The organism is Alcaligenes sp. LTN-3, from assembly GCF_059735605.1.
Map to the genome: position 1 here is coordinate 1,232,572 of NZ_JCAPDN010000001.1, position 24,137 is coordinate 1,256,708.

Genomic DNA, 24,137 nt, shown 5'->3' on the forward strand with positions numbered 1-24,137 from the left:
CCGGAGCCAATCGCCTAAAGCCCGGCGAAGGCCTTGATATGGGCCACCACGCTACGTCCCAGGGACGAGGGATCGTACCCCCCTTCCAGCATACTGACCAGACGATGTCCGGCACTGGGCGCACAGGCCTGGACCACCATGGCAGTCAATTCCGCATAATCGGCTTCAACCAGGCTTAGCTGTCCCATCTCGTCTTCACGGTGAGCATCAAAGCCTGCCGAGAAAAAGACCATTTCAGGGGCAAAAGCCTCTATGCGGGGCAAACAAACCTGCTTGAACAGATCGATAATCTGAGCAGACTTGGTGTAGGCCTCAACCGGTATATTTACCATGTTTTGCGCTGCCGGGTCCTGAAAGGAATCAGGAAAAAACGGGGACTGAAAAAAACTGCACATCAGAACTCGATCGTCGCCGGCAAAAATCTGTTCGGTTCCATTGCCGTGGTGCACATCAAAATCGACGATCAGCACCCGCTTGAGGCCATATTTTTCCAAGGCATAGGCTACAGCGACAGCGATATTGTTGAAAAAACAAAACCCCATCGCCCGCGCCCGCTCGGCATGATGCCCAGGAGGTCGTACAGCACAAAATGCACCGGCCGCCCCTTCATTCATGACGCCATCGACGGCATCCAGACCCGCCCCGGCAGCGGCATAGGCAGCTTCCAGGGTATGGGGATTCATCAGGGTGTCAGGATCGATATTGAAATACCCCTGCTTGGGCAATTGCTCTTTTAGCTTTTGCACATAAGCAGCATCATGCACCCGCAAAATATCCTCATCCGTGGCCAGCCGAGCTTGTCGCTGAGCCAGATAGGATGCCAGACCGCTGGATAGCAGTTGATCATTTATGGCATCGAGCCGCTGCGGACTTTCCGGATGCCATCGACCCATCTCATGCAAATGGCACGATGGATGGATAAAATATAGTGTCTCCATGAGGATGGATTATGTTCAGACCCACTCGAATTTTGCAAGCAGTACTGATCGCGCTGAGCACTGCCGGCTGCGCTTCCACCACTTCACAAGCTCCGTCTTCGGACACCAAACCCAATAACGGCGCGGTTTTCCTGACCCCAACAAAAAATACTGAGGCCATCACAATCAAGGCCTTAGCCGAACCCCAATCCATTCAGGCTGGCCAGTCCCGTTCTGGCCGGACACAGTTTTTTAAATTAAACGGTGAATTAAACGATGATATTGCGGCCTACGCCCAGGAAGTGGCAACAGCACGCGACATCCCATTGGATCTGGTCACTGATATTTTGCAGCAAGCCCAATATAACGAGACCGCTGCCAGATTAATGCGTCCCACCAAAGGGCGCATCAAACGCAGCTGGGTAACGTATAAAAAACGCAATGTAGACCCAGCCCGCATTCAAGGTGGCGTCCAATTCTGGCAAAAGCATCGATTGGCGCTGGAGCAGACCTCCAAAGACTATGGCGTGCCACCCTCAATTATTGTGGCCATCCTGGGCGTGGAAACCGTCTACGGAAAAATCATGGGTGACTTCAAGGTGCTGGACGCCCTATTTACGCTGGGCTTTGCCTATCCGGACGACAGTCGGCCCGAGCGCGGTCAGCTATTCCGCGATCAATTGGCTGATCTGATCGAACTTCACTATCAAGGGGAGCTGGATGCCCGGATTGCTCAAGGTTCGTTCGCCGGTGCCATGGGTATGTCCCAATTCATGCCCGGCAGCCTGATACGCTATGCCGTGGACGGTAACGGAGATGGCCGCATTGATCTGCGCAACAATCCCGCCGATGCCATGGCTTCGATTGCCAATTTTTTGCGGGCACATGGCTGGGAACCTGGCTTACCCGTTTTTGCGCCGGTTGAGTTGAGTAACGCGAACAAAGGCATGGTGGACGGCGGCATCTACCCCAAGCTGAGCTGGACGCAATTGACTAATGCCGGTGCCAAAATGAAGGGCCAGAGCCACAATGCAGGCCCTTGGCAGCAGGCTCAATTAGGCGTGGTGAACCTGGTGGATGAGCCACGCAATACCACGGAGTATCGCCTGGGTACGCCCAACTTCTTTGCCATTACCCATTACAACCGCAGTTATTTTTATGCCAGCTCGGTCGCCGACCTGGCTTCCGAACTGGCTAAACAAATGGGTTATGGCAACCCTAATTAATTAAAGATGCCGGTAGACAGGTAACGGTCGCCACGGTCGCACACAATAAAAACGATCGTGGCGTTTTCTACGCGCTGAGCAACGCGCATAGCGGCCACCAAGGCACCGCCAGACGAAATGCCAGCGCAGATTCCTTCTTCAGCGGCCAGACGGCGCGTCATGATCTCGGCCTCTTGCTGGCCGATTTCCTCGAACAGATCCACTTTGGATGGATCGTAAATCTTGGGTAAGTACTCTTCTGGCCATTTACGAATGCCGGCAATTTGCGCCCCTGGTGCAGGTTGAGCACCCACCACCACAATGCCACTGTTCTGGCTGCGCAAGTAATTACCCACACCCATGATGGTGCCGGTCGTACCCATAGCGCTGACAAAGTGCGTGACCTGCCCGTCGGTTTGCTTCCAGATTTCCGGACCAGTGCTGTGCACGTGAGCTGCTGGATTGTCCTTGTTGGCAAACTGGTCCAGCACCTTGCCCTGCCCTTCGGCCTGCATCTTCAGCGCCAGATCACGAGCGTACTCCATGCCTCCTTGATCGGCGGGCGTCAGAATCAACTTCGCACCATACGCTGTCATGGACGCACGACGCTCCAGCGACAAGTTATCGGGCATGATCAAAATCATTTTGTAGCCACGTACGGCCGCAATCATGGCCAGCGCAATACCCGTATTGCCGCTGGTAGCCTCGATCAAGGTGTCTCCCGGCTTGATGTCGCCGCGACGTTCAGCCTCTTGAATCATGGAACTGGCCGCCCGGTCTTTGACCGAACCGGCAGGGTTATTGCCTTCCAGCTTGGCCAACAAGACATTACCGCGTGCCTGCCCAAACTCGCCCGGAATACGCTGCAAGCGCACCAAAGGGGTTTGGCCAACGGTATCTTCAATGGTGGGATAGTTTTTCATCGATCAATCTCTTACCTTGAACAAGAAGGCAGCCAGCTCGCACTGACTGCCCATGCAGACTCAACAAACCACTAGCTTAAAGCGAGTCTACGCCCAGAGCTACGGCTTTCTTCTTATATCCGCGCCGGCCGTATTGGAAACGGCCTTGCTGGCCGCCTTGGCGGGCTCCACTTTCAAACCCGACTGCTCCATCGTAATAATCTTTTTGGCACCTATCCCTTTAACCCGGTCTGCCAAATCCTGTAGAGAATCAAAGGGGCCACCACGCTGACGTTCCTCAAGGATCAGCTCGGCCGTCCGGGGGCCAATGCCCTTGATTTGCTGGAGCTGCTGGGCATCCGCGGTATTCAGGTCGATTGCCGTCGCCAACCCCCAAGGCCCAAACAAACATAGGGCAAGCAGGACGCGCAAAACAGCACCACGCCAGCGTTGCATCGAACGCAACTGGCGATTGGAAACAGGGGACGACTGGGCAGAGGTACACATGATAAAGGCTCCTTGAAAAGAAGCCTTTATGGTGCCGCCTAGATGATTGAAAAAGCGGCCAGAAGCGCGCGTTTAGCCATGCGTGGCAGCCCGCATGGACTTTCTTGTCCTGGCTCTTAACGCAGAGCGCCTGACTGAAGCAGACGACGTACGTACTCGGCCACACCGATCTGCACGTCATGGAAAGGCTTGTCGTAGCCAGCGGCACGCAATTGAGTCAAGTCAGCCTGCGTGTGGCTTTGATAACGGCCTTTCAAATCATCCGGGAATGGGATGTATTGCAGGAACTGTTGCGTCACCAAATCTTCCAATTCCAAGGCAGGCAAACCATCGTGTTCGCGCAAGGTGTTGACGACCGTTTGGGCCACATCATTGAATGGCTGAGCACGACCCGAACCGCAATTGAAAACACCGGACTGCTTGTCTTGACCCAGGAAATGCAGATTCACCGACACCACGTCATCAATAAAGACGAAGTCGCGCTGCTGGCCACCATCCACATAACCATCCCAACCACCGAACAGCAGCACATGGCCGTCACGGCGGTATTGCAGCATATTGTGATAAGCCACCGATGCCATGCGCCCTTTGTGCTGCTCTTGTGGACCGTAGACATTAAAGTAGCGCAAACCCACCACGGGTGCGCTCAGTCTATCCAGATGACGACGCAGCACTTGGTCGAACAGGAACTTGGAATAACCGTAAACATTCAAAGGGGCTTCGTTACTAAGGTCTTCGGCGTACAGCGGGCCCGCACCGTAAACAGCGGCGGACGAAGCGTACAGGAGAGGGATGCGCTTGGCCTGGCAATACTCAAAGATTTCCAGTGTCACGCGATAGTTATTGTCCATCATGAACTGGCCATTGCGCTCGGTGGTGTCCGAACATGCGCCCTGATGCAGCACAGCTTCAATATTGGAGAACTCGTCCCGCGCCAAACGGGCACGGAAATCATCCTTGTCCATATAGTCGGCAATTTGACCATGCACCAGATTGACGAACTTGTCGCCATCGCTCAGGTCGTCCACCACCAGAATGTCGGTCACACCCTGCTGGTTCAGGCCTTTCACCAAATTGCTGCCAATAAAGCCAGCGCCACCGGTCACTACGATCATGCCAATTCCTTTGCCGTCACAATGGACGTACCCAATTTTCCGACCACGATACCACCCGCACGATTTGCCCAGCGCATGGCCTGCAACCAATCCAGGCCAGCCGCTCGCATCACCGCCAGCGTTGCCAATACCGTGTCCCCGGCACCCGAGACATCAAACACCTCTTGTGCCTGGGCATCCACATGCTCACGCCCCTGCTCGGTGAACAAGGTCATGCCTTGCTCGGAACGGGTAATCAGCAAGCATTCCAAATTCAGCTTACGACGCAAATCCTGGGCGCGTCGCATGAGATCATCTTCATCTTTCCAAGCACCCACGGCTTCCTGCATTTCCGAACGATTCGGGGTCAGAATAGTGGCGCCCTGGTAGCGCTCGTAGGTCTTGCCTTTGGGGTCGACCAAAACGGGAATATTCTTGGAGCGTGCCAAGGCAATCAGGCTTTCCACCTGCGCCAAAGCGCCTTTGGCGTAATCAGACAAAACCAGCACCTGATGCTGATCCAGCAGGTCGCTCATATTTTTCTGTAGCTGCTCCAGAGCGCCGTCAGCAGGGCTTTCTTCAAAGTCCACCCGCAACAACTGCTGCTGACGACCCAGTACTCTCAACTTCAAGGAAGTGGGCATCAGAGGGTCTTGCACCCAGTGGGCCTGAACATGGTCGGCTCTCGCCAAGTCTTGCACTGTCTTACCCGCTTCATCCTGCCCAATCACGCCAAGCAAGCTGGCTTGAGCACCTAAAGCAGCAATATTGCGCGCCACGTTGGCAGCACCACCCAAACGATCCTCCACCCGGCCCATCTTGACCACGGGAACAGGAGCCTCGGGGGAAATACGATCCACATCACCAAACCAGTAACGGTCCAGCATGACATCGCCTACTACCAGTACACGACTGGCGGCGACGGCTTCACCTGGAAACGTCATCATTTCAACTCCTCAAGGCGCCGAGGGGCATACGTCTCCCAGGAGTTGCAACCAGGACATTGCCAGTAAAAATGGCGAGCCTCAAAGCCGCAAGAACTGCAAGAATATCGATCCAGGCGCTGTGTATGCCTGTGAATCAAAGAACGCAGCAGACTTAAATCCGCGCCCGCAATAATTTGATCGACACCGACCGCTTCTGCGCCTTCGGCACCTTCTTTGCTCTGCCCTTGATCCTGGAGTTCGACTTCCAGCATCTTGTCCAGACCCAATAAAGAAGGATGGGCGCGCAAGGCATCGCGCGCAAAGGCCCAGGCCTGCAAATGGCCTTCCTGCTCACGCAGAACGCGGAACAGCACATTGAAAATATCCAGGCTGGGGTGCTGCTGATAATGACTGCGCAGCATGGCAACACCTTCTTCACCACGACCCAGCTTGCGATAACTGTCCAGCAACTCGGTAGCGTACAGACCCACATATTCGGGGGCACTGCTCAGGATGGACACCAGATAGGCACGCTCCTGCTCGTTCTGCCCTTGCATACGCGCAACACGAGCACGCAAACCAGCAACCCGAGCCTGGGAGGCATACATGCCCTGGCCAGTACCCAATTTGCGAATGGCATTATCAGCCTCGTCCAAGGCTTTGGCAGCACGTTCGAAATCAGGCTGCTTGCCCTGCAAGGCCCCCTCGGCCTGCTCACACTGGTAATGCACCAACTGCGGCACGGGCTCATCGACCAGGGCTCGCAGGCGGCGCACCGCTTCGATCGCACGTGGCCAATCATGCTCGGACTCATAAATACGAATCAAAGCGCGCATGGCCGGTATCGCAAAACGCGTTTCACGCACCGCCTCAAAAGCGGCTTCAGCCCGATCCAGCATGCCAGCTTTGAGGAAATCCTGGGCAATCTGAAACTGGGCATTTTCACGATCTGCAACAGGCAGATCGGCACGCGACAGCAAACTTTGATGCACACGGATAGCGCGCTCCATTTCGCCTCGACGGCGAAACAGGCTGCCCAGTGCAAAGTGCAGCTCGGTGGTTTCAGGGTCCAGTTTGGCCACTTCCACAAACGCATCAATGGCACGATCCGGCTCTTCATTGAGCAGGAAGTTCAACCCCTTGAAATAGGAGTCCGGCAACGTGCGGGTTTCGGACATCATTTGCCGAAAATCCACCCGTGCTGCGACCCAACCCAAGGCAAAAAGAATGGGTACAAAAACCAACCACCAGGTTTCAAAATCCACTGTTTACTCCAACGGCTTACAAAGGCGCCAAGGGGGCGACGGTCTCGGGCGCAACAGCAGCCGTATTCACAGGCGCTTGCTGCACTTGCTCGAGCCTGTCTTGCAAACGGTCCATTTCGCGGCGCAAGCGGTTGACCTCGCGACGGCGGCGCATGACTGCACCCACCATCAAAAGCAGCCCCAACACCAAGCCTAAAATAAACGCGGCCAGCATCACGACGATCAGCGGGACGTCTTGAATAATATGCTCGGCAAAGAAGCTGACCTGCACGGGTTCGGTGTTTTTCAGTGCGAACAGCAGCACGATCACAAAAACGAGCAGACGCAGTACCCAGACTAGATAGCGCATTTTTAGGGCTCCAACAGTGTTTTTATAATGTCTGATTGTACGTGCAAGCGGAATTTAGCGCACACGCAAAACAGGCCCTGTAAAGGGCCTGTGTAATCAGTGTGCAAGTAGGTCTTAACCGTGACGGACTCTCGCATTGAGCTGCTCGAAGGCTGAGGACTGGTCGTCCGCCTCGATTTGCTCTTGCTCAAGAAAGACAGAATCGACTCGCTCACGCAACTCCTTACCCGCTTTGAAGTGAGGCACCTGTTTACCAGGCACCATCACTTTTTCACCGGATTTGGGATTGCGCCCTACCCGCGGCGAGCGGGTAGAGAGCGAAAAACTGCCAAACCCTCGGATTTCGATCCGCTGACCACTGGCCAGAGCCTGGGTCATCGAATCCAAAACCGTTTTCACGGCGAAATCCATATCGCGCAGAGCCAGCTGCGGATAGCGACTGGCCAACAACGCGATCAGCTCAGACTTTGTCACGCTGATTAACCGTCGTCACGTTGCTGCTGGTCCAGCTTGGCACGCAGCAGAGCACCCAGATTGGTCGTACCGGACGAAGCGCTGGCTTCGGTCAGGCGGGCCATGGATTGAGCGGTTTCGGCAGTATCACGAGCCTTGATGGACAACTGAATCGAACGGGTCTTGCGATCCACGCTCAAGATCATGGTTTCGATTTCCTGACCTTCTTTCAGAGCCGTCGTGGCATCTTCAACACGACCCGAGGAGATCTCGGAAGCGCGCAGGTAGCCTTCAACGTCCAGCGACAGAGTAACAACCGCACCCTTGGCTTCGACCGACTTGACGACGCCGCTAACCACAGCACCCTTGTCGTAAGTCGCTACGAAGTTGTTGAATGGATCGCCTTCCAGCTGTTTGATACCCAGGGAAATGCGCTCTTTGTCGGTATCGATACCCAGAACCACGGCGTCAACTTCGTCGCCCTTCTTGAAGTTGCGAACGGCTTCTTCGCCCGTCTCGGACCAGGACAGGTCGGACAGGTGAACCAGACCGTCGATGCCGCCTGGCAGACCAACAAACACGCCAAAGTCGGTGATGGACTTGATGCCACCGCGAACCTTGTCACCGCGCTTGAAGTTGATGGCGAAATCTTCCCATGGGTTGGCACGGCACTGCTTCATGCCCAAGGAGATACGACGACGATCTTCGTCGATTTCCAGAACCATGACTTCGACTTCTTCACCCAAGGTCACAACCTTGCGTGGGTCAACGTTCTTGTTGGTCCAATCCATTTCGGATACGTGAACCAGACCTTCGATACCGTCTTCCACTTCAACAAATGCACCGTAATCGGTCAGGTTGGTAACCTTGCCGAACAAACGGGTGTTTTGTGGGTAGCGACGTGCCAGACCGATCCATGGATCTTCGCCCAGCTGCTTGACGCCCAGGGAGACGCGGCTCTTTTCCTGATCGAACTTGAGAACCTTGGCTTCGATTTCCTGACCCACCTGCAGAACTTCGGATGGGTGACGAACACGGCGCCATGCCATGTCGGTGATGTGCAGCAGACCGTCGATGCCGCCCAGATCCACGAACGCACCGTAATCGGTGATGTTCTTGACGATACCTTTGACGATAGCGCCTTCGGACAGGGTTTCCAGCAATTTCTGACGCTCTTCGCCCATGGAGGCTTCCAGCACAGCGCGACGCGACAACACAACGTTGTTACGCTTGCGATCGAGCTTGATAACCTTGAATTCCAGGGTCTTGCCTTCGTATGGCGTGGTGTCCTTGACAGGACGCAGATCAACCAGCGAACCAGGCAAGAAGGCACGGATGCCGTTGGTCATGACAGTCAGACCGCCCTTGACCTTACCGGTGATGGTACCGTTGACCAGCTCGCCGGACTCAAGCGCTTGCTCGAGAGACAACCAGGCCGACAGACGCTTGGCGCGGTCGCGGGACAGGATGGTGTCGCCGTAGCCGTTTTCAAAGGCATCGATAGCCACGGAAACGAAGTCACCTGCTTGAACTTCCAGTTCGCCCTGATCGTTCAGGAACTCTTCCAGAGGGATCAGTGCCTCGGACTTCAGGCCAGCATTGACCAGAACATAGTTGTGGTCAATACGCAGAACCTCGGCGGAGATAACTTCGCCGCTTTTCAGGTCTTGGTTTTTAATGCTTTCTGCAAACAAATCGGCAAAGCTTTCGCCGCCCGTTGCGTCTGTGTGAAGGTTAGTGGACATTAAATCAATCCGTTAGCCAAAATGGCCATAAAAAACACACCAGGCAGAACCCGGTGGAGTGAACAAAGCCCGATCAGCACGGGATTAGGCTGTCGGGACCGCAATACCCGACCAAAGGTCGAGCACCTTATTTACAACTTCCTGGATGCTGAGCTGGGAAGAATCCACAATGTGGGCACCCTGCGCAGGCACGAGCGGGGCATGGGTTCGAGAACGATCACGTTCATCGCGCGCACGCAAATCCGCCAAAAGACTCGTAAGATTAGCAGAAATACCCTTTTCGCTCAACTGTTTACAGCGTCTTTGGGCTCGCACTTCTGCATCTGCCAGCAAAAATATCTTTAAAGGCGCGTCCGGGAACACAACGGTGCCCATATCGCGCCCATCGCCCACCAAACCGGGCGCAACGCGAAAATCCCGCTGCCGTTGCAAAAGCGCCTCACGCACCAGTGGCAGAGCTGCCACTTGCGAAGCCAGATTACCCACTTCTTCCTGGCGGATAGCATCACTGACATCGTCGCCGTCCATGTAGATATGGGGGTAGTCAAAACGCACGTTCAGGTTCTGGGCGGCGTGCTGGACCTGAGCCTCGTCCTGCACATCTACGCCAGCACGCAAGCAGGACAAGGCTGTCAAGCGATACAAGGCACCGCTATCGAGCGTATGCCAGCCCAGCCGCTGCGCAACCAGAGAGGCTATCGTTCCTTTACCGGAAGCCGTAGGACCATCAATGGTGATGACGGGAATGGTCTGCTCTGTCATGCCTGCACCAATTGTTCAAAAACAGAAAAATACTCGGGGAACGTCTTGCTGACGCAGGCAGGATCCAGAATGGTGACCGGCACCGGGCCAAAGCTGGCCAGCGAAAAACACATGGCAATGCGGTGATCATCATACGTCTCGATACTGGCCGCACGCCATTGATCGGCCGCAACAGGATGCACGGTCAGCCAGTCCGGCCCGGATTCCACTGTCGCGCCCAGTTTGCGCAATTCGGCCTGCATGGCATCAATACGATCCGTTTCCTTCACGCGCCAGCTGGCGATATTACGCAAGGTGCAAGGACCATCGGCGAACATGGCCATGGCAGCGGCAGTCATGGCGGCATCAGGGATGTGATTGAAGTCCAGATCAAAGGCTTTCAGCTTGTCGCCCTGCGCCACACACAGGCCAGAGACGATCAGCTCATTGGCATGGCGCTCGATACGAGCCCCCATGGCCTCGGCCACATCGGCAAACTGGATATCGCCTTGCAGGCTTTCTGTTCCCACGCCCTGAATACGCAGTGGGCCACCGCCAATCGCTCCCAGCGCAATGAAGTAAGAGGCAGAGGAAGCATCGCCTTCCACCACATACAAACCGGGGCTGACATAGGCGGCATCAGCCACTACGGTAAAACTGCTCCACCCATCCCGATCCACATGCACGCCAAAGCGCGCCATCATGACCAGGGTGATTTCAATATAGGGTTGGGAGATCAGTTCCCCTTCCACCTCGATGCGCAAGGGCTGTCCGGTACGGGCGGTCAACAAGGGTGCGGCCATCAACAAGGCTGTCAGAAACTGGCTGGATACCGAGCCTTTCACCGACACGTAACGCTGATCTGCTTGGGCCAACTCACCAATCGCCAGGGGAGGATAGCCTTCCGCACCCAGGTAGTGCACCTCGGCCCCCAGGCTACGCAGCGCGTCTACCAGATCACCAATGGGACGCTCATGCATGCGAGCAATACCGCTAAGATTGAAGCGCCCTCCCATCAAACCCAAGGCAGCGGTCAAGGAACGGAAAGCCGTGCCGGCATTCCCCAAAAACAGATCGGCATCGCGATGTGCAAAAGGAGCGCCACCGTCAATCACCACCACGCCCTGTCCAAGATCCTGCACCGCCACGCCCATTTGCTGCAAAGCAGCCATCATGACGCGGGTATCATCCGAGTGCAGCAAACCTTCCAGGCGGGTTTGCCCTTGGGCCAAAGCGGCCAGCAAAAGGGCTCGATTGGAAATGCTCTTGGACCCTGGCAATTGCAGTTGCCCACTGGCACGGCTGACCGGGTTCAAAACAAGACTGTCGCTCTGACTCATTGCAAACCACTCCTACTTGCCCAAAAACGGCGCGCTAAAGCAGCGCGCTCTAAAAATTCGTATAAAGCCTGACCATCCTGATCCTGCAAGGCCTGTTCAGCCTGATCCAGGGCTTGGCGCACTTCCTGTAACTGCCCCAGGACAGCCTCGCGATTGCTCAGGAAAATATCGCGCCACACCTCCGGCGAACCGGCGGCAATACGGGTGAAATCCCGAAAGCCCGTCCCCGCCAAGGCAAAGCGTTGATCCGAGTTCGCACTGGAGGCTACCTGCCACATAAAGACCGAGGATAGAAAATGCGGCACATGGCTGACCGAGGCCAGCACTTCGTCGTGCGTAGCCGGGTCCATCAACATGACCCGCGCCCCGCAGGCCTCCCAAACCGCAATCAAACGTTCGCGTGCACTGACACTGTTTTCTTCCAGAGGGGTCAAAATGACATTACGGCCGTCGTAAAGATCAGCACGTGCGGCTTCCGGGCCTACGGTTTCCGCGCCCGCAATAGGGTGGCCGGGAACAAACTGGCCGATACGATCCCCCAGCGCCTCACGCGCCACACTGACCACATCGACCTTGGTGCTGCCTGCGTCACTAATCAATGTATGGTCGCGCAAATGGGGACGCAGGCTTTTCAATGTCGAGGCCATCGCACCAATAGGCGTAGCCAGCACAATCAAGTCTGCTTGCTGCGCGGCTTGTTCCAGCGTGGCGACCTCGTCGATCAAGCCCAGCTCCTGAGCTCGTCGCAAGCTCTTCAGTTGCCGACCTACACCCAGCACTTTTCCAACAGCCCCGGAGCGCTTGAGCGCCAGAGTCAAAGAGCCGCCAATCAAACCGACTCCAACGACCGCCAGCACTGGAACCAAGGGCGGCGACGCCATAGTTTCTGATGACGCTATCATGATTAATTCCGTTCCCTCTCAGGCCGTCCATGCTGCGCGTATTGCGTGAAATAGCACCAGCAAAACCGGGATATTGATGCAGACTTTGCCTGACTGCTGCGTGAACGCCATCAAGGGGTTAAAGCAATGCGCAAAGCCTCTATTCTGCCTAGCCACGTCTTGATGAAACAGAGCATCAAACGGCTGCTTAACACATGCCAAAACAAGCCGATTTTGCACAAACCACCTGTCGCAGCCCGTCCCAGCAGGCAATCAGGCCTTGAGAGGGAAAATTTCCCCACTCAGGCCTTTCTTGTTTCCGATGCTTAAAAGTCGTTTACGGGGTAAGAACCCAGAATCTTGAAAAAGGCGACTTGTTTCTTCAATTCAGCCAAAGCCGCTGCCATGGCAGGCTCGTCACGATGGCCGATCAGGTCTACGTAGAAATAATATTCCCACTGCCCTGTCCGTGCAGGACGCGACTCCAGACGAGTCATGGAAACGCCATGTACCGCCAACGGAGACAGCATGTCATAGACAGCGCCAGCCCGGTTGGGCACGGCCAGAATGATGCTGGTCTTGTCGTTGCCGCTAGGCAAGGACTCGATGTTACCAATCGCCAGGAAACGTGTGCGGTTATGCGGATCGTCCTGGATACCGGCTTCCACCACGCCCAGATTCCAGGCGGTGACAGCGGTATTACCGGCAATCGCCGCCACGGTGGGGTCGGAAGCCGCAATGCGAGCGGCCTCCGCGTTGCTGGAAGCGGCTTCACGCAAAAGCTGGGGGTAGTGCTTTTGCAGCCAGTTCTGACACTGCGCCAAGGCCTGCGGATGAGCCATCACCCGAGTGACGCCTTCCATGGTGCCGGTCTGGGTCAGCAGATTGTGGTGTACACGAATCGAGCGCTCGCCCAGGACACGCAAGGGCGAGTTCAGCAAAAGATCCAAGGTGCGGTTAACCGCACCTTCGGTCGAGTTCTCGACAGGCACCATACCCACTTCTGCTTGCCCCACCTCGACGCTGCGAAAAACCTCATCGAAGGAGTCACACTGCAGGCCATCCAGAGCATGACCAAAATGTTCGTAAGCGGCTTGCTCGGAAAAAGAGCCTTGTGGACCCAGGTAAGCCACGCGCAATACGCTTTCCAGACCGCGGCAGGCAGAAATAATCTGCCCCCACACGGCTTCCACTGCGGCAGGAGTAAACGGGCCATCATTTTCAGACTGCAAGCGACGCACAATACGTGCCTCGCGCTCGGGCTTGAGGATGACTTCCTCTGTATTGAAGTCCTGCTTGATCTTGCCCACTTCCAAAGCCGCACGAGCACGCTCGTTAAGCAACTCCAGGATCTGGCGATCCAGCTCATCAATACGATTGCGCCAAGGGAGCAGGCGCTCAGTTAAGGTATTAGCCATTCCGTCGTTCAAAATCAGTCATGAAATCGATAAGTGCCTGCACACCCTCCAGCGGCATGGCGTTATAAATAGAAGCGCGCATACCACCCACGCTCTTGTGCCCTTTCAGGGAGGTCAAACCCGCTGCCGTGGCCTGCTCCAGGAACAAGGCGTCCAACGACTGATCACGCAACAGGAACGGTACGTTCATGCGCGAACGGTAAGCCGGATGCACGGTATTGGTATAGAACTCGGAGGCATCCAGAAAGCCATACAAGGCCTCGGACTTGGCCGCATTGCGGGCCTGCATGGCCGCCACACCACCCTGGCGTTCCAGCCACTTGAACATCAGGCCAGCCATGTAGATCGAGTACGTAGGCGGCGTGTTGAACATGGACTGTTGCTTTTCGATGTTGGCGTAATTAAACGCCGACGGGCACAGATCCATGGCATGGCCCAACAAGTCCCTGCGTATCATCATCAAAGCAATACCGGACATGCCGGCATTTTTCTGGGCACCCGCGTAAGCAACCGACACGCGCGAGAAATCAATCGGGCAGGACAAAATATTGGACGACACGTCGGCAACGACGGGGACATCCAGCTTGGGAATATCGTTGAACTCTACGCCACCAATGGTTTCATTGGTGCAGACGTGCAAGTAAGCTGCGTCCGGGCGCACATCCCATTGGGAAGGCTCGGGGAACCAGGTCCAGGGCGCCCACTCCTTGCCCTGGTCCTGCCAAGTCTGTCCGCTGGTGCCGGCAACACGAATGTCACCGTAGCGCTGAGCCTCTTCGCAGGACTTGACCGACCAGCTGCCCGAAAGCACGTAGTCGGCCTTGCCACTGCCATTGCGCTGGATCAGGTTCAAAGGCAGCAGGCCATTCTGGCCCTGTGCCCCACCCTGCACAAACAACACGGCGAAATCATCCGGCACGGACAGCAAAGCGCGCAAATCGGCTTCTGCCTCGTCACGCACCCCCATATAGTCCTTGCTACGGTGGCTCATTTCCATGATGGACATGCCTGTGCCGTGCCAATCGGTCATTTCAGCGGCAGCTTGTTCCAGCACCTCCAACGGCAGCATCGACGGGCCTGCCGAAAAATTCCATACACGCATTACTCGTTTTCCTCGCCAGAAGGGTCCGCCTGATCTTGGGCGGAATCAGTTTGATTGTCCTGCTCAAGACCTTCTGGCGCTTGACCGTCTTCGCCCAGCTCGGCGTCGACCTCGTCATCGGTCTCTACCACGCGGTACACACCAGACAGTTCGCTGTCGTCATCGACGCTGATCAAGGTCACACCTTGCGTTGCACGACCCATTTCACGGATCTCGGCCACACGCGTCCGAACCAGCACACCCGCGTTGGTAATCAACATGATTTCGTCGGTTTCACGAACCAGGACGGCACCTACGACCTTGCCGTTACGGGCCGAAGTCTGGATGGCAATCATGCCCTTGGTGCCACGACCGTGACGCGTGTATTCGCCAATCGGAGTGCGTTTGCCAAAACCGTTCTCGGTCGCGGTCAGCACGGATTGCGTTTCGTCCTCTGCCACCAACAAGGCAATCACGGACTGCCCCTCTTCCAGAGTCATGCCACGTACGCCACGGGCGGCACGGCCCATTGGACGTACATCGCCTTCATCAAAGCGCACCGCCTTGCCGGCGTCAGAGAACAACATGACGTCGTGAACACCGTCGGTCAGCTGAGCCCCGATCAGGTAGTCGCCCTCGTCCAGGCCCACAGCGATAATGCCGGCCTTGCGAGGGTTGGAGAAGTCGGACAGCGGGGTCTTTTTGACCGTGCCGCGCGAGGTTGCCATGAACACGAACTGATCTTCGCTGAACTCCTTGACGGACAACACCACGTTGATCTTCTCGCCCTCTTCCAGAGGGAACATATTGACGATAGGCCGGCCACGCGAGTTGCGTGAACCTTGTGGCACTTCCCAGACCTTGAGCCAGTACACACGGCCACGGTTGGAGAAGCACAACAGGTAATCGTGCGTGTTGGCGATGAACAGCTTGTCGATCCAGTCGTCCTCTTTCATGGTGGTGGCCTGTTTGCCACGGCCACCACGACGCTGAGCTCGGTATTCAGACAGCGGCTGGCTCTTGATGTAGCCGGTATGCGAGAGAGTCACCACCATATCCATCGGGGTGATCAAGTCTTCGGTATCCAGTTCGGTCGCGTTGTGCTCGATTTGCGAGCGACGAACATCCTTGCCGGTCGCCGAGAACTCGTCGCGCACGGCGATCAGCTCGTCGCCAATAATGGCGGACACACGGGCGGGACTGGCCAGGATGTCCAGCAAGTCGGCAATCTTGTCCATAACCTCGCGGTACTCGTTAACAATCTTGTCCTGCTCCAGGCCGGTCAAGCGCTGCAAGCGCATGTTCAGAATTTCCTGGGCCTGAACGTCGCTCAGACGGTACAGACCTTCCGAGCCCATGCCGAATTCGGCACCCAGATTATCCGGACGATAAGCCTGACGGCCACCCACAATGGCGCTGGTATCAGCACGGGCCAACATCTCGCGCACCAGACCGGAATCCCAGGAACGAGCCATCAGCTCGACGCGGGCAACCGGCGGCGTAGGAGCGGCCTTGATGATTTCGATGAACTCATCAATATTAGCCAGGGCGACAGCCAGACCTTCCAGCACATGACCGCGCTCACGCGCCTTGCGCAGTTGAAACACAGTGCGACGGGTGACCACTTCACGTCGGTGACTAAGGAAGTAATCGACCAACTGTTTCAGGTTAAGCAAACGGGGCTGGCCATCGACCAGTGCCACCATGTTCATCCCGAAGGTCTCTTGCAACTGCGTGTTCTTGTAGAGGTTATTCAGCACCACTTCCGGCACTTCGCCACGCTTGAGCTCAATGACCAAACGCATACCGTCCTTGTCGGACTCGTCGCGAATATCGGAAATACCCTCGATGCGCTTTTCGTTGACCAGCTCGGCAATGCGTTCTTGCAGCGACTTCTTGTTGACCTGGTAGGGGATGGCGTCGACCACAATGGCCTGACGGTTGCCCTTTTCCATGTCTTCAAAGTGCGTACTGGCGCGCATGATGACGCGGCCACGACCGGTGCGATAGCCTTCACGCACACCGGACATGCCATAAATAATGGCGCCAGTCGGAAAGTCGGGAGCCGCAATGTATTCGATCAGTTCATCGACCGTGCACTCGGGGTGGCTCAGGCAATACAGACAGCCATTGACCACTTCAGCCAGGTTATGCGGTGGAATATTGGTAGCCATACCCACGGCAATACCCGAGCTGCCATTTACCAGCAAGTTGGGCAGACGCGAGGGCAACAGGGCCGGTTCTTTTTCGCTGCCATCATAGTTGGGCACGAAATCCACGGTTTCCTGGTCAATATCGGCCAGCAGTTCGTGGGCGATCTTGGCCAGACGGATTTCGGTGTAACGCATGGCTGCGGCGTTATCCCCGTCGATGGAACCAAAGTTACCTTGCCCGTCGACCAGGGTGTAGCGCATGGAAAAGTCCTGCGCCAGACGCACGATCGTGTCATAGACGGCAGAGTCACCATGAGGGTGGTACTTACCGATAACATCACCGACGATACGAGCCGACTTCTTATAGGCACGATTCCAGTCGTTATTGAGTTCATGCATGGCGAACAGAACACGGCGATGCACGGGCTTCAAACCATCTCGCACGTCGGGAAGAGCACGGCCCACAATCACGCTCATGGCGTAATCGAGGTAGCTGCGGCGCATCTCCTCTTCAAGCGAAACGGGAAGCGTCTCCTTGGCAAAGGAATCCATAGGTCAATTCTTTATAGATATGGGTTAAGCAGTAAGCCAGCCGTAAACGGACAAGGGGAAATTCTAGCACTTTCACATAGAGGGACGCAGCGTCACGCGGCGACAAGGCAGGTGATAGGTGATTGAAAGGGTCGATCCATCAAAAATCTGCCATCCACTAAACGTATCGATCAGGAATTGGGGAAGCGACGCCACCCACCTCCTGTTGCCTAAAACCAACAATAACAGGAAAGAACAAGGCTAATTCCACGCATCTTCGCGAATCGTTCCTTGTCCCCCTCACGCATAAGGCCGAAATGTCTTAAGATTCGACCTAACACGCATGAAACCCAGCGCAAGCAAGTCTTTGTTCCGTTCAAAGGATTGCTATACTGGTTCCGTTAATCAGCGGCAGGGGTTCGCTGCGGTCACTTAACAGCATCAGCTCAACGAGGAGAAATATGAACAAACCCTCCAAAATCGCACTTGTACTCGCCATTGCCGCCGCATCGGCTACTAGTGCAGTTTCCGCACAAGAGTCCGGCGAAGTTAACAACTGGCGCAATCCGTTCGGCGACGTTTGGAAAAACGGCACCAACGAACTGTGCTGGCGCAACAACTTCTGGACGCCTGCTACAGGTATTCCAGGTTGTGACGGTGTGCCCGTTGCCCAAGCCCCCGAAGCTCCTGTCGTCGCTCCTACCGTCACTAAAGTGACCCTGAACGCTGACACTTTCTTCGACTTCGACAAATCCACCATCAAGCCAGAAGGCCGCCAGGTTCTGGATCAAGTGGCTGACACTGTTCAAGCCATCGATCTGGAAACTCTGATCGCTACCGGTCACACTGACTCGATCGGCGCTGAAGCTTACAACCAGAAGCTGTCCGAGCGTCGCGCCAATGCTGTTAAAGCATACTTGGTCAACAAAGGCGTACCTGCTGACCGTATCTACACCGAAGGCAAAGGCGAAGCCAACCCCGTGGCGTCCAACAAGACCCGCGAAGGCCGTGCTCAAAACCGTCGCGTAGAAATCGAAATCGTGGGCAACCGCAAGTAATTCTTGCTGCATCACGTATTTCTGTAGCTAAGGCTACAATTAAGGCTCCGCTTTTGCGGGGCCTTAATTTTTTTGGATAAGCCATGACCGCATCCACTGCCACTAACCTCAATGTCGATCCCGCAGAGATCGATAAATTCAGTGCACTGGCATCCCGCTGGTGGGACCCAGACAGCGAGTTCAAACCGCTGCACGCCATCAACCCTTTGCGTCTGGACTGGATTCTGTCCTACACCGGCTCCCTGGCGGGCAAGCAGGTATTGGACGTCGGTTGTGGGGGCGGGATTCTGTCAGAAAGCCTGGCTCAGTCCGGTGCCGACGTCACCGGCATTGACCTGGCCGAGCGCTCCTTGAAGATTGCGCGCTTGCACAGCCTGGAATCGGGTGTGCCGGTCAAATACGAAATGATCAGCGCCGAAGACATGGCCGATCAGCACCCGGAGCGTTTTGACGTCGTCACCTGCATGGAAATGCTGGAGCACGTCCCTGATCCGGGCTCTATCATCGCGGCCTGCGCCAAGCTGGTCAAACCTGGTGGCTGGGTCTTTTTCTCAACACTGAACCGCAACCCCAAGTCCTTTTTGTTTGCCATTGTGGGCGCCGAGTATCTGCTGCGCCTGATCCCCAAGGGCACGCATAGCTATGAAGGCTTCATCAAACCCAGTGAGCTGATTTCCTCGGCCCGTCGCAGCGGTCTGGATGCCCTGGCCCTCAAAGGTCTGGAATACAACCCGATTACCGAGCACTACCGCCTGTCCGGTGACACCTCCGTCAACTACCTGCTGGCCAGCCGCCGCCAACGTTAAGCACTAATGAATAAACTGGTTCTATTCGATTTTGACGGCACCTTGGCCGATTCCGCGCCGGATCTGGCAGCTACAGCCAATCGTATGCGCAAAGAGCATGGCCTGCCTGAGCTGCCTTACGACGCGTTGCGTCCGTATGCCTCACACGGAGCCCGCGGTCTGCTCAAGGTAGCACTGGATATCAACACTGATCATCCAAACTATGCTCAGTTGCGAGCACAGTTTTTGCAGGACTATCACGATCACATGACAGAGTTGACCCATCTGTTTGAAGGCGTGGCCCCCATGCTCACACAGCTGGAGCAAGCAGGTTACACCTGGGGCATTGTCACCAACAAGCTGGAATACCTGGCCTTGCCGCTGATTCATCACCTTGGCCTGACTCAGTCGTGTGCCGTTACGGTAGGCGGGGACACCACCCAACATACCAAGCCGCATCCCGAGCCCCTGCTGTACGCGGCAAAACAAGTCGGCTTTGCGCCGGCAGACTGCCTGTATGTGGGCGATGACCTGCGTGACATTCAAGCAGGTCAGGCGGCTGGCATGGCAACCATGGTTGCCGCCTACGGCTATTGTGCTGGCGACGACAGTATCAGCACCTGGCAGGCTGATCTGACCGTGCACCACGCCAGCGATATCTGGGAAGGCGTAGAACGCTGGGCGAACGGTCAATTGCCGACCCCCACCCCGCTGGCCTGCTAATCAGACTTAAGGCAGCAGCTCCGACAGGCGCTGCTGCATCCACACAGCCACCGGCGCCAACGATTGCCCCTGTCGCCACAACATCTGCACTGACAAAGGCGGCAAGGCTAGCTCCTTGCAATGTAGCTGCGCCAATTTATTGCGCAAGCTCTCGTACTCCGCAATATTCAAGGGCAAAATCGCCCAGCCCAAGCCGTCAGCCACCATATCGGCAATCACATAAAAACTGTCCGAGCGCCATACGCTGGGGCTGACCACCGTTTGTTCCACCCCTTCGATATGAATCAGCAACTGTCTATGCGCTGTCAGTTCCTTACGGCTGACCTGCTGTTGGCTGGCTAGCTGGTGCGTACGCGCAACACAAATCGCCTGAGGCACCGCCCCGATATAGCTCTGCGCAAAAGAGCTGACATCGGCCCCACGATCAAATTGAATGGCTACATCGGAGCGCCCTTCACCGAGATAATCCATAACCTCGGCCGCCGTCCCGTTCCAGATCGTCAATTCCAGAGCAGGCCAACGCACCGCCAGCTCTTTCAGCAATAAACGCAGTGGTCCTTGCGGCAAAGCCTCATCCAGACCGATTTCCAATCGGGCCGACTGCCCCTGAGACAAGTCCAGGGCACGGCGATTCAACCCGTCTGCCTGGCGCAACAAAGCCTTGGCTTCGAGCAACATGATTTCACCTGGTACCGTCAGGCTCAGGGTTCGGCGCGAGCGATCGAACAGCTCCAGGTTCAAGTCGGCCTCTAGCAGGGAAATTGAGGTGCTGACGGCAGACTGCACCTTGCCCAGCTCTTTGGCCGCTTGCGTCATGGAGCCAGTTTCAGCCACGGCCACAAAGTGTCGAATACGTTCTAAAGTCCAATCCATTCATCTATTTTATAGATGCTAATTAACTTTGTCTGTTGATAATATTGATAGATCATAGTGGCTTTCCTACCCTTCTGGCGTTCTATGCTGCACAGCTCGATTACCCATCAAGCCCAAACTGCTCCCCTGTCTCCAAGCCGTCGCTGGTTGATCCTGGCGATTGTGTCGGCAGCCCTTTTATTGATTGTGGTGGACATGACGGTGCTCTACACCGCCCTGCCACGCTTGACGCATGATCTGCATGCCTCGGCCTCGGACAAGCTCTGGATCGTCAACAGCTACGCCTTGGTCGTGTCCGGCCTGCTCCTGGGCATGGGCACCCTGGGCGACCGTCTGGGTCACAAACGCCTGTTTCTGTGCGGCCTGGCCACTTTTGGACTGGCCTCGATCGCGGCAGCCTATTCCCCCAACCCGACCGCCCTGATTGCCGCACGCGCGTTTCTGGGGGTGGCGGCAGCCATGATGATGCCGGCCACCTTGTCGCTGATCCGCATCACTTTTCACGATGAGCGCGAACGTGCCGTGGCCTTTGGTGTCTGGTCGTCAATTGCGTCGGGCGGGGCCGCTTTTGGCCCAGTCCTGGGCGGCTTCTTGCTGGAACACTTCTGGTGGGGATCGGTCTTTCTGATCAATGTCCCGATTGTGCTGATCGCCTTGCCTATGGGCTGGCTACTGGTCCCCAGATCCGCGCCCAATACATCTCGCCCCTGGGACATCAAAGGCTCGTTGCTGATCATGGTGGGCCTGGTTGCCAGTACCTTGGCAATCAAAGAAATGGGCAAGTTGCACATCAACTGGGGGCTAGTCGCTCTCGCCCTGCTTATTGGCATTGCCTTTCTAAGCTGGTTTGTCCGTCAACAAAACCGCAGCCCTTTTCCTTTGCTGGATTTTTCCCTGTTCAAGGACGCCACGCTAAGCACCGCCGTGCTCTCTGCCTTGACGGCCTCGGCCGCCCTGATTGGCATGGAACTGGTTTTTAGCCAACGTTTGCAATTGGTACTGGGTTTCTCGCCCTTAGAGGCAGGTCTGGCGATTCTGCCCTTGCCCCTGGCCGCTTTTGTATCAGGGCCCCTGGCTGGCCGCCTATTGGTTGTCATTGGCAGCAAACATCTGTTGATCGGCTCTCTGAGCCTGGCGGGAACGGGCATGGCCGCCTATTTGCTGTGGCATAACAGCGCGCAGTATCTACAAGTGACCAGCCTTGTGATGCTTGGTCTGGGCGTTGGTGCGGCCATGACCGCCGCTTCCAGCACCATCATGCAAAGCGTGCCGCCTTCGCGCGCCGGGATGGTAGCTTCAGTTGAAGAAATGTCTTACGAGCTGGGTGGGGCACTGGGCGTGACCATTATGGGCAGTTTGCTGTCCTTCGTATACAGCACCAGCCTGATCTTGCCGCAGGAGTTAAGTGATCGCCCATTGGCCTACGACAGTCTGGACCAAGCCTTGCTGGTGGCAGAAACCATGCCGCAGAATCTGGCCCTCACCTTAAGTGAGTTGGCTCGCGATTCTTTTGATAAAGGCTATGTTGCCGTGCTGGCCAGTTGCACGGCCTTACTGGTAATGGCGGCCTTGGCTGTCTGGTACTTCCAGCGCAACAAGAGCAGCCACGCGAGTTCTGCCTATTAGTCTTTTTGCAGCAGCGCCAACTTGTCAGTCTGAGTGGCCCAGTACTCATGGTCCGGCAAGGGCGCTTTTTGTTGACTGATGCGCGTCCAGGCCGGGTTCTCGCTCAAAGTTCGATTCAGCTCGACATAGACCTGCTGTTCGGACGTCACGTCCTGATCACTGACAATCGCCCCCACGGGGCATTCGGCCACACAAATGGAGCAGTCAATACATTCATCAGGATGAATGACCAGGAAATTCGGGCCTTCAAAAAAACAATCCATGGGACACACCGTCACGCAATCGGTGTACTTGCACTGGATACAGGCTTCCGTCACTACATAGGTCATGACACGGCTACTTCAACAAATAAAGACGGGGCATAGCATAACAGCTGAACATGAATATCATGTGTTCGCTGTCGGCCATGCCCCGCCTATTCGGCCTGAATTCAGACCGTCCTGAAACGGCCCTAACCGCTCATGGCCTTAAACAGCAGGCCCCTTCGCTGGCAAGAACTGAAAGGGTTTGGCTGGCTTGAAGTGCTCCAGCGCTTCACCCATATAGACCGTGCTTTGCTCAGGTCCCAGATCCAGCTTCATGACCTTGCCCGTCTCGGCCGAAAAGTCGACCTTTTTCATATCCACCCAGAACGCACCGGGCGACAGCACCGAATCAAAGTAATACAGGCTGCGCTGGTGGTCGAACACCGTGCGCCAGCGTGTCGACGAGTTATTAGGCTGATCGGGCACGGTCATGCCGTAGGGGGTGGACGCATTGCGCATCACGCTCAGCACGCTGGCCACGGCCTTGTCATCGCTCAGATTGCGTGGCACGGCATCAATGTAGAAAGAAGCGCGAGCAAAGCGGTCGGCGGCACGGCTGGTGCCCGGCAACATATTCATGCCTCCTACCGACTGCCAGTAATCACGAATAGCCAATTGCTGGTCAAAAGTCGGCGAGTTCGTCATCACCTGATACTTGCGGCTGTGATGGATATGCTGCTTGCCATCGATGTACTCAATAATGGCACTGTCACCAGAGGAGTCCGACATGGACAAATGCAAGGTCGCCAAACGCTCTTCATTGGGAACCTTGTCGCTGATCACCACGAAGGGGGTCTTTTCCAAGGCAGCCACCGCTTCAGCCACCGTTGCGAAGTTATCCAGAACATATTGCCCCCACAAGGACATGCTCAAGGTTTTGTCACCTTTTTGAGGGGTGGGGTACTCCGACTCCACCAACCACAGCAAATTGACGTTCAGTCCCTTTTCATTTGCTCCGTCTGTCGAGGCCAGGTCGTAACCCGAAGCAATCACGCTGCCATATTTGGATGTCCATTCAATCGACGATGGACCTGCTTCACCGCTGCGCTTGGCGCCACGAGGAAAAATCCAGAGGTTGGTTCCAACGTCCAGCTTCCAGTCCATGGAACGACCGGTAATCACCTGACCGTTATCACCCAGAAAAACAGCTCGAGTACACGCCTCAGAGGCCGCAGGCACCAAAGCCAGCCCAACTGCGCAAGCCAGCAAAGTACGACGACATTTTTTTAGCAACATCTTTCTCTCCAGAGACGGCTAGC

The 24,137-nt window shown here is 56.0% G+C and carries 23 protein-coding genes; 5 read left to right on the forward strand and 18 right to left on the reverse strand.

All coding sequences use genetic code 11. From position 1 onward, the window contains the following. Positions 1-14 precede the first annotated feature (14 nt). The gene (locus AC6I6N_RS05815; RefSeq protein WP_162496896.1) at positions 15-938 is read right to left on the reverse strand and encodes a histone deacetylase family protein; all 924 of its coding nucleotides are present in this window, start codon (positions 936-938) and stop codon (positions 15-17) included. An 11-nt stretch (positions 939-949) separates the two neighbouring features. On the opposite strand from AC6I6N_RS05815, the gene mltB reads away from it, so the two are divergent. Next, on the forward strand, positions 950-2,143 hold the full coding sequence (gene mltB, locus AC6I6N_RS05820; RefSeq protein WP_094197116.1) for a lytic murein transglycosylase B: 1,194 nt from the start codon (positions 950-952) through the stop codon (positions 2,141-2,143). Here mltB and cysM read toward each other — a convergent pair. The 14 genes from cysM to gyrA form a co-directional block, all read right to left on the reverse strand. Then, complete coding sequence (gene cysM, locus AC6I6N_RS05825) at positions 2,140-3,045, reverse strand: cysteine synthase CysM (protein WP_094197117.1); 906 nt, start codon at positions 3,043-3,045, stop codon at positions 2,140-2,142. The two genes, mltB and cysM, sit on opposite strands and share 4 nt — an antisense overlap. Positions 3,046-3,144: 99 nt before the next feature. Then, the gene (locus AC6I6N_RS05830) at positions 3,145-3,531 is read right to left on the reverse strand and encodes a ComEA family DNA-binding protein (RefSeq protein ID WP_264671774.1); all 387 of its coding nucleotides are present in this window, start codon (positions 3,529-3,531) and stop codon (positions 3,145-3,147) included. A 116-nt stretch (positions 3,532-3,647) separates the two neighbouring features. Further along, positions 3,648-4,646, reverse strand: coding sequence for an ADP-glyceromanno-heptose 6-epimerase (rfaD, locus tag AC6I6N_RS05835; RefSeq protein WP_497943301.1), 999 nt, complete (start codon positions 4,644-4,646; stop codon positions 3,648-3,650). Next, the gene (rfaE1, locus tag AC6I6N_RS05840; protein ID WP_497943302.1) at positions 4,643-5,572 is read right to left on the reverse strand and encodes a D-glycero-beta-D-manno-heptose-7-phosphate kinase; all 930 of its coding nucleotides are present in this window, start codon (positions 5,570-5,572) and stop codon (positions 4,643-4,645) included. Before rfaE1 ends, rfaD begins: the two co-directional genes overlap by 4 nt. Beyond that, positions 5,569-6,816, reverse strand: a complete 1,248-nt coding sequence (gene lapB, locus AC6I6N_RS05845) for a lipopolysaccharide assembly protein LapB (protein ID WP_108727675.1) — start codon at positions 6,814-6,816, stop codon at positions 5,569-5,571. The genes rfaE1 and lapB overlap by 4 nt, the downstream gene beginning before the upstream one ends. Positions 6,817-6,832: 16 nt before the next feature. Next, on the reverse strand, positions 6,833-7,165 hold the full coding sequence (locus AC6I6N_RS05850) for a lipopolysaccharide assembly protein LapA domain-containing protein (protein ID WP_094197122.1): 333 nt from the start codon (positions 7,163-7,165) through the stop codon (positions 6,833-6,835). Positions 7,166-7,279: 114 nt separating this feature from the next. Further along, entirely contained in the window at positions 7,280-7,639 is a 360-nt protein-coding gene (locus tag AC6I6N_RS05855; RefSeq protein WP_026482971.1) for an integration host factor subunit beta, read from the reverse strand. 5 nt (positions 7,640-7,644) lie between these two features. Continuing rightward, positions 7,645-9,363: a 30S ribosomal protein S1 gene (rpsA, locus tag AC6I6N_RS05860; protein WP_022983279.1), complete on the reverse strand. Its 1,719-nt coding sequence runs from the start codon at positions 9,361-9,363 to the stop codon at positions 7,645-7,647. An 84-nt stretch (positions 9,364-9,447) separates the two neighbouring features. Next, positions 9,448-10,125, reverse strand: a complete 678-nt coding sequence (gene cmk, locus AC6I6N_RS05865; RefSeq protein ID WP_497943303.1) for a (d)CMP kinase — start codon at positions 10,123-10,125, stop codon at positions 9,448-9,450. After that, positions 10,122-11,444, reverse strand: coding sequence for a 3-phosphoshikimate 1-carboxyvinyltransferase (aroA, locus tag AC6I6N_RS05870; protein WP_497943304.1), 1,323 nt, complete (start codon positions 11,442-11,444; stop codon positions 10,122-10,124). The genes cmk and aroA overlap by 4 nt, the downstream gene beginning before the upstream one ends. Beyond that, positions 11,441-12,325, reverse strand: a complete 885-nt coding sequence (locus AC6I6N_RS05875) for a prephenate dehydrogenase (RefSeq protein ID WP_094197125.1) — start codon at positions 12,323-12,325, stop codon at positions 11,441-11,443. Before AC6I6N_RS05875 ends, aroA begins: the two co-directional genes overlap by 4 nt. A 326-nt stretch (positions 12,326-12,651) precedes the next feature. Then, positions 12,652-13,743 carry a prephenate dehydratase gene (pheA, locus tag AC6I6N_RS05880; RefSeq protein ID WP_094197126.1) on the reverse strand — a complete coding sequence of 364 codons (1,092 nt, stop codon included), beginning with the start codon at positions 13,741-13,743 and terminating at the stop codon, positions 12,652-12,654. Next, the gene (serC, locus tag AC6I6N_RS05885; protein WP_094197127.1) at positions 13,736-14,845 is read right to left on the reverse strand and encodes a 3-phosphoserine/phosphohydroxythreonine transaminase; all 1,110 of its coding nucleotides are present in this window, start codon (positions 14,843-14,845) and stop codon (positions 13,736-13,738) included. The genes pheA and serC overlap by 8 nt, the downstream gene beginning before the upstream one ends. After that, complete coding sequence (gyrA, locus tag AC6I6N_RS05890; protein ID WP_094197128.1) at positions 14,845-17,529, reverse strand: DNA gyrase subunit A; 2,685 nt, start codon at positions 17,527-17,529, stop codon at positions 14,845-14,847. The genes serC and gyrA overlap by 1 nt, the downstream gene beginning before the upstream one ends. Positions 17,530-17,969: 440 nt before the next feature. Here gyrA and ompA point away from each other — a divergent pair, with 440 nt between their 5' ends. From ompA to gph, 3 genes are all read left to right on the forward strand, one after another. Continuing rightward, entirely contained in the window at positions 17,970-18,566 is a 597-nt protein-coding gene (gene ompA / locus AC6I6N_RS05895) for an outer membrane protein OmpA (RefSeq protein WP_094197129.1), read from the forward strand. An 83-nt stretch (positions 18,567-18,649) separates the two neighbouring features. Further along, complete coding sequence (gene ubiG, locus AC6I6N_RS05900; protein WP_094197130.1) at positions 18,650-19,372, forward strand: bifunctional 2-polyprenyl-6-hydroxyphenol methylase/3-demethylubiquinol 3-O-methyltransferase UbiG; 723 nt, start codon at positions 18,650-18,652, stop codon at positions 19,370-19,372. 6 nt (positions 19,373-19,378) lie between these two features. Next, positions 19,379-20,074 (forward strand): phosphoglycolate phosphatase, encoded by a 696-nt coding sequence (gene gph / locus AC6I6N_RS05905; protein WP_321266933.1) that lies wholly within the window; start codon positions 19,379-19,381, stop codon positions 20,072-20,074. A gap of 6 nt (positions 20,075-20,080) precedes the next feature. Here the strand turns inward: gph and AC6I6N_RS05910 are convergent, their stop codons facing one another. Next, a complete protein-coding gene (locus AC6I6N_RS05910; RefSeq protein ID WP_094197132.1) occupies positions 20,081-20,947 on the reverse strand; it encodes a LysR family transcriptional regulator in 867 nt (288 codons plus the stop codon). An 84-nt stretch (positions 20,948-21,031) separates the two neighbouring features. On the opposite strand from AC6I6N_RS05910, the gene AC6I6N_RS05915 reads away from it, so the two are divergent. Beyond that, positions 21,032-22,573: an MFS transporter gene (locus AC6I6N_RS05915; protein WP_230017801.1), complete on the forward strand. Its 1,542-nt coding sequence runs from the start codon at positions 21,032-21,034 to the stop codon at positions 22,571-22,573. Here the strand turns inward: AC6I6N_RS05915 and fdxA are convergent. Continuing rightward, on the reverse strand, positions 22,570-22,902 hold the full coding sequence (gene fdxA / locus AC6I6N_RS05920) for a ferredoxin FdxA (RefSeq protein ID WP_094197133.1): 333 nt from the start codon (positions 22,900-22,902) through the stop codon (positions 22,570-22,572). The two genes, AC6I6N_RS05915 and fdxA, sit on opposite strands and share 4 nt — an antisense overlap. 138 nt (positions 22,903-23,040) lie before the next feature. Then, positions 23,041-24,114, reverse strand: a complete 1,074-nt coding sequence (locus tag AC6I6N_RS05925; RefSeq protein WP_497943305.1) for a linear amide C-N hydrolase — start codon at positions 24,112-24,114, stop codon at positions 23,041-23,043. Between the last annotated feature and the right edge of the window lie 23 nt (positions 24,115-24,137).